This window comes from Cupriavidus sp. CP313, from assembly GCF_054072015.1.
Genome location: NZ_JBSVZB010000073.1, coordinates 1 through 5,692, shown reverse-complemented (window position 1 = coordinate 5,692; position 5,692 = coordinate 1). Strand labels below are relative to the sequence as shown.

Here is a 5,692-nt window from a genome sequence, read left to right as displayed (position 1 = left end):
CATGAAGCGCGACTACGTCGCCTTCATGCCCAAGCCTGATGCCGAGACGGCGGTTCGCAATCTGGCCATCGCCTTTGAGCATTACAACGAGCAGCACCCCCATAGCGCCCTAAATTACCGCTCGCCGCGGGAGTTCAGGCGTGCGATGGCCTTATCAACCTAAGGGTGTGACCGTGTCCGGGGACACGGGGGCAAATCCAGGGGGCAACGTTGCGCTGGGCGGCTTGTTAGTGGCCGGCTGCCAGCTGTTGGCGACTTCTGGGCGGTAGTCGGCACGCAAGCACGGCTGGCGGACATTGTCTGCACCGAGGCGTGCCACCAGCAACTCAAGCAGGCGTGCATGATCCGCCGGCGTGCCGCCCGGTTCTGGAAACAATGAATCGCTGGGCGGTGCCACCGGCTCGGTCTCGATGGCAGACACCGCGACGGCGATCATCGGCGCCTCGACAGTCAGCCGCGCCAGACGCTCTTTGAGCAGGCGAACCAAATGCTCTTCATGCCAGTTGGGCTCGGCCAGCGCAATCTCAATCTTCGTTGGTGCGAGGGCAGCGCGGCCGCGCTCGTGGCGAAGTTCGACCGCAAACCGCTTGATGGCCAGGTGCCGGGCGGTTAGCCAGCCGACCATCTGTACCAGCAAGCCGCGAAGGTAGGCGAGGGCGGCCTCAGCGCTCTCAATCCTGTCCGGAAGATCCTCCGCGGCGTCAAACGATGGTGGGGCTTCGACCCATTCGAAGACTTCAGGTGCTTCCCCATGGGCGCGATCCAACGCCTCAAGGATGGCGGCGCCGCATCGGCGCTGCAGGCCTGCGCGCGGCAGCCGGCGCAGGTCTCCTAGCGTCCGACAGCCGAGTCCGTCCAGCCACTCATCAAACGGCCGCGCCGCCGGCAGGATCGCAACGGGCATGCCGACCAGCGTTCGCACCAATGTGGGCATACTTAGTGCCGCTCCGCCGCCAGAGCGCGCAAGCAGCCAAGCGCCTTCGGCGGTTGGTGCGCATCCCGCGACAGGGCTAAACCCCATTGCCCTGACGGCCGCCAGCATCCGTTGCCGCAGCTTGCGGACGCCGCCGAATAGTCGCAGCGTGCTGCTGATGTCGACAAGCACCGCCGCCTCCTCGGACGCAGCGACATTGGGCGAGAACTGCAGCATCGCCATCGTGACCCGCTCGAGCGCCGCCAGTTCTGCGCAACCATCGCGGTCAAAGAGAATGGTCTGCGGTGCGATCGTTTGCACGCCGCCGCGGCGCATTGCCGGCTTCACGCCGGCCGCAATGGCCAGCGGCGACGCCATATGCACGCGCTCCCTGTCCAGGACAGCAACCGCTAGCTCTGTGGACCAGTTCGGTCGGAATACTTCGAGGGGCAGGGACGACAGGCGCAGGCAGATCCACAGGCGCAGCATGGCGATACAACAGAATGGGGGAAGGCTGCAGGGCTACGTTAAGCGGCGATTCCTGCTGCGGGCCTCGACGCTTAACGAACTGCACACGAATTCCGTCCGATACGGGCTCCAATGTCAGGCGCAGTGGCGCCGGCGAGGCATCGCGTGTTGAGGAACGTTAATTCTGCGAGCGGCACCCGTTATATGTGCGAGCAATCACATTGTCCTAATTGGTTGATTTATCAGGATAATATGTGAGCGTAAGGCAGTTTCCTCCGTGGCGTAGATGCAACGGCCTTTCCCGAGGACGAGCACAAATTCCGCGACTGTGGCGTTGCGGACCGGTTATTCGACTACTGTGGGTTGGAGGTTAGTTCCGCATATCTCTATGACTGAGCCCACGGAGCGAGAACTTGCGATTGCGCGAGTCCTGCGTCCTCTTGGAAGGGGACCGCTGTCGCGCGAGCAAGCCGAGTACGCTGGCAAACTGCTTGGAATGCATCGGTCCACGGTCTATCGCCTGCGGCAGCGATTCCTTGCCGATCCTGTCGCAAGCGCGCTGAGCCCATATGGCCGCGGACCTCGATCCGGAAGGGGGCGATTGCAGCCGCAAGTCGAAAGCATTGTGAATGATGTGCTTACCGCATGGCCGCCTCGGCAGCGCCATCTGGCGCACCCGCTGTTTGAACTTGTCGTTGAGATCCGGAAACGCTGTGCAGCGGCGGGCGTCACCGCACCAAGCAGGACAACCATCGCGCGGCGCTGGGCAGCTCATCGGAAAGAGGAGGCGCTACAGCAAGCGGCGTTGCCGGCCGCCGCAACTCCGCCCGGCCACTTCGTGGCGCGCTTTCCGATGGACATCGTCCAGGTCGATCACACGCTGGCTGATGTGATCCTGGTGGATGAGCTATATCGGCGACCCATCGGTAGGCCATGGCTAAGCCTGGCCGTTGACGTTGCCACGCGATGCGTCGTGGGAATGTATGTCAGCATGGACCGCCCAAATGCGGCAACGGTCGCCTTGCTTGTGACTCGCGTCGTGCTTCCCAAGGCGGACTGGCTCGCTGGCCTCGAAGTTAGTGCCGATTGGCCGATGCACGGCATCCCAAAGGTACTCCATCTAGATAATGCTGCCGAGTTCAAAAGCAGGGCGCTGCGTTCTGGGTGTAGCCAGTATGGTGTGGAGTTGATGTACCGTCCCGTCGGCCGCCCATACTTTGGCGGACATATTGAGCGACTGAACCGGACCATCATGGAACGCGTCCACAGCTTGCCGGGGTCGACGGGATCCACGCCCAAAGGGCGCAAGGCAAGGCCGCCGGAAAGGGAGGCGGTCCTGACTATCCGCGAGTTCGAGCGGTGGCTGGTCCTGGAAATCGCGCAGCGCTATCACCACAATGCGCACCGGGGCCTGCTCGGCGCCACTCCTTACTCCATGTGGGCGACGATCGGCGGCGCGACGCCACCGCGTTTGCTTCCGGACATGGCGTCCGAGGCATTGCGCTTCCTCATTCAATTCTTGCCGATGAGCTACCGAACGATACAGGCCGACGGGCTCACGCTGTTCTACCTTCGGTACTGGCACCCGATATTTTCTGCGTGGCGGGCAACTAAGCAGAAGGTCATCACAAGATTTCACCCTGAAGACCTCTCCAGAATCTTCGTCAGTGTTGATGGCAAGCAGTACCTCGAGGCGACCTTTGCGGACCTGCGGCGAGGCCGCGTCTCGTTATGGGAGCAACGCAGTGTGCTTCGGCATTTGCGTGCCCAGGGACAGAAGTACGTCAGCGAAGCCATGCTGTTCGCGGCCATCGATGAACAGCGACGCATCGTTGCGCGCGCAAGAGGGAAAACGTTCGGCGCAAACCGTCGCGGCACCGTCTTGAAAGACCTGGTCCCTCGGAACTTCCGGCAAGAGACTGCTCCGACTAGCACGAGCAAAAGCGCATCGGAGGCCCCTGAGGCGTCCATCGACTACAGCAAGCCTGCGGCAGCGTTCGACGTCGAGCAATGGTGATCGGTAATGGCTACGCTACTCACCCATCTGCTGCCTGCTGCAAGAGCATTGGCACAGTGCGATGACAATGTAAGAATTCGGGGACTGGCCCGTAACCGATGGATCGATTACCCGCGTGCCACGCAGGCGCTGGAGATTCTCGAACGACTTCTCCAGACACCCGAGCGGGAGCGGATGCCATGCCTGTTGCTGCACGGAGACTCGAACATCGGTAAGACGCAGATCATCACACGTCACGCTCGCAGAAATAGTGGGCGCCATTCGCAGAATTAGCGTTCCTCAACAGCGACTACGAGGGCTCCTTCTTCAGTGCATTGTTGAGTGCCGCTGGTGTCAGGGATCCACAACCCAAGACCATTGCCGACAAACGCTTCGCTTTGATGCGTCGACTTAACGAGCAATTGCAAATGCGCTCGGGCCACATTGTGGTCCTCTTTTGCGACGAAGCGCAGCGGCTGTCCAAGCATGCGCTGGAATGGCTGCGCGACGTTCATGATCAGCTCGCCCACCACGGCGTGCGCCTGATCACCTTTCTGGTAGGGCAGCCGCAGCTGATGGAGCAGAAGGCGCAATATCAGCTTTCCGGTGACGAGCAAATCGTCGCTCGCTTCATGATTGAGCAAATGCACTTCAGAGGCATTACCGGCGCAGTCGAAGCAGCAACCTGCCTGGCTAGTTACGATCTGACTCGCTATCCAGAGGACACCGGGAGCTCCTTCACTGCCTTCTTCTATCCCGACGCGTACGCCGCCGGCTTAAGACTGGAGCAATCGGCAGCGGCGCTGTGGAATAGCTTCGTGAACGCCCACGCGGTCGCGCAACTGGCTGGACCGGTTGAGTTGCACATGGATTATTTTACTCGCGCCGTCGAGTCGGTGCTACTGAACGGGCCCACGTGGGACAGTGCAGGATTGGTACTAGATTCGCCGCATTGGGAGCGAGCAGTGCGGGAGTCGGGGTACGTTGCCGCGCAACAGACCGTACAACTGGAGGTATAGACCATGGTCTTGCCGATCCTTGTGCCGGAGCTGACCGAGCGCATGCCGACGAACGTGCGGATACCGCGCCGGTCCACTGATTCCGCCAACCCCGTTCCTCCGCTCAGTAAATCGCCTCGGGTGCGTAAGACTGCGGACTTGAACATGGCGGCGAGGATTGCAACGGAGCGCGAGCTGGCTATTGTGAGGGTCTTACGTCCGCATGGGACGGGTCCGCTCTCGCGTAAGCAAGCTGAGAAGGCTGGCGAATTGCTTGGGATCCATTGGTCTACGGTTTATCGCTTGCGCCGGCGCTTCCTCGCGGATCCTGTGGCGAGCGCGTTGATACCTTATGACCGGGGCCCCAAAGTGGGAAATACGCGTCTAGCAGCGACGGTCGAGGAAATCGTGAGGGAGGTCCTGACCGATTGGCTGCCGCGACAGCGTCATCTCGCTCATCCGCTTTTCGAGCTCTGCGTCGAAATCCAGACGCGATGCGCAGGGGCAAGTGTTAGTCCGCCAAGCAGATCTACCATTTCGCGACGCTGGGCGGCACACCGGAAAGCGGAGGCCGCGAGTAGTGCGAGAGTCCGGGTACGTTGCCGCGCATCAGACCGTACGACTGGAGGTAGAGACCATGGCCTTGTCGATCCTTGTGCTGGAGCTGTCCGAGCCCACCCGCGCGTACGTGCGGATACCGCGCAAACGGCGAGCTGCAGCTTTTCAGCCGCTGCCAACGAATGAGCGCGATGAACTCATCCGCCACTGGCGGCAGCTCCTGGGCCTCCCAGCGCCAATCGCCAACAGCGGGCGCGGTCAGGCCCTTGCCTTGAATGCCTGGACCTCCGAGGTGATGGTCGGCGGCGACTCCCGTGAGTTGCTACACGACAGCGAGCATTTGACGAGATTATTACTGCGCCGGGCGTGGGCAAACGTGCCGCGTCGCCAACGGCGAATGATTCGTCGCGCCGTTCTATGTTTCGATCCGGACAAGCCTGCCATCAAGGTGGCAGCCGCGCAGATCAACGCTGCGGCGTGGCTGCTCGCGGCGATGCACTGGAACGGCTGTCGGCATCCCAACGCCCTGTGGTGCGCAAGCCGCCGAGGCAATGTCTTATAGGATCCGGCGCCAAGAAATTATCGGCAAGAGAATTCTCAAGTTCGGCAGAGCGAAAGCACACCGGTGAAACCCACTGAGGCGTCCGTCGACTACAGCAAGCCGGCCCCAGCGTACGATATCGAGCAATGGTGATCCGTCATGGGGGCGCTACTCACACATCTGGTGCCTGCTGCAAGAACATTGGCACAGTGCGATGA

The 5,692-nt window shown here is 61.5% G+C and carries 6 protein-coding genes; 5 read left to right on the top strand and 1 reads right to left on the bottom strand.

Annotated features, from left to right (window positions below; all coding sequences use genetic code 11):
• On the top strand, window positions 1–163 hold a 163-nt coding region (locus tag ACW4E8_RS40860; protein WP_456809679.1), incomplete at its 5' end, for an integrase core domain-containing protein.
• Here the strand turns inward: ACW4E8_RS40860 and ACW4E8_RS40855 are convergent.
• A complete protein-coding gene (locus ACW4E8_RS40855; protein WP_456809678.1) occupies window positions 155–1,402 on the bottom strand; it encodes a Y-family DNA polymerase in 1,248 nt (415 codons plus the stop codon). The two genes, ACW4E8_RS40860 and ACW4E8_RS40855, sit on opposite strands and share 9 nt — an antisense overlap.
• A 580-nt stretch (window positions 1,403–1,982) precedes the next feature.
• On the opposite strand from ACW4E8_RS40855, the gene ACW4E8_RS40850 reads away from it, so the two are divergent.
• The 4 genes from ACW4E8_RS40850 to ACW4E8_RS40835 all read left to right on the top strand — a co-directional run bounded on the left by ACW4E8_RS40850 (window position 1,983) and on the right by ACW4E8_RS40835 (window position 5,495).
• Window positions 1,983–3,398 (top strand): Mu transposase C-terminal domain-containing protein, encoded by a 1,416-nt coding sequence (locus ACW4E8_RS40850; RefSeq protein ID WP_456809677.1) that lies wholly within the window; start codon window positions 1,983–1,985, stop codon window positions 3,396–3,398.
• 6 nt (window positions 3,399–3,404) lie between these two features.
• Complete coding sequence (locus ACW4E8_RS40845) at window positions 3,405–3,671, top strand: TniB family NTP-binding protein (RefSeq protein WP_456809676.1); 267 nt, start codon at window positions 3,405–3,407, stop codon at window positions 3,669–3,671.
• Between the two features lie 41 nt (window positions 3,672–3,712).
• The gene (locus ACW4E8_RS40840) at window positions 3,713–4,396 is read left to right on the top strand and encodes an AAA family ATPase (protein WP_456809675.1); all 684 of its coding nucleotides are present in this window, start codon (window positions 3,713–3,715) and stop codon (window positions 4,394–4,396) included.
• Between the two features lie 616 nt (window positions 4,397–5,012).
• Window positions 5,013–5,495: a hypothetical protein gene (locus tag ACW4E8_RS40835; RefSeq protein WP_456809674.1), complete on the top strand. Its 483-nt coding sequence runs from the start codon at window positions 5,013–5,015 to the stop codon at window positions 5,493–5,495.
• Window positions 5,496–5,692: the final 197 nt, after the last annotated feature.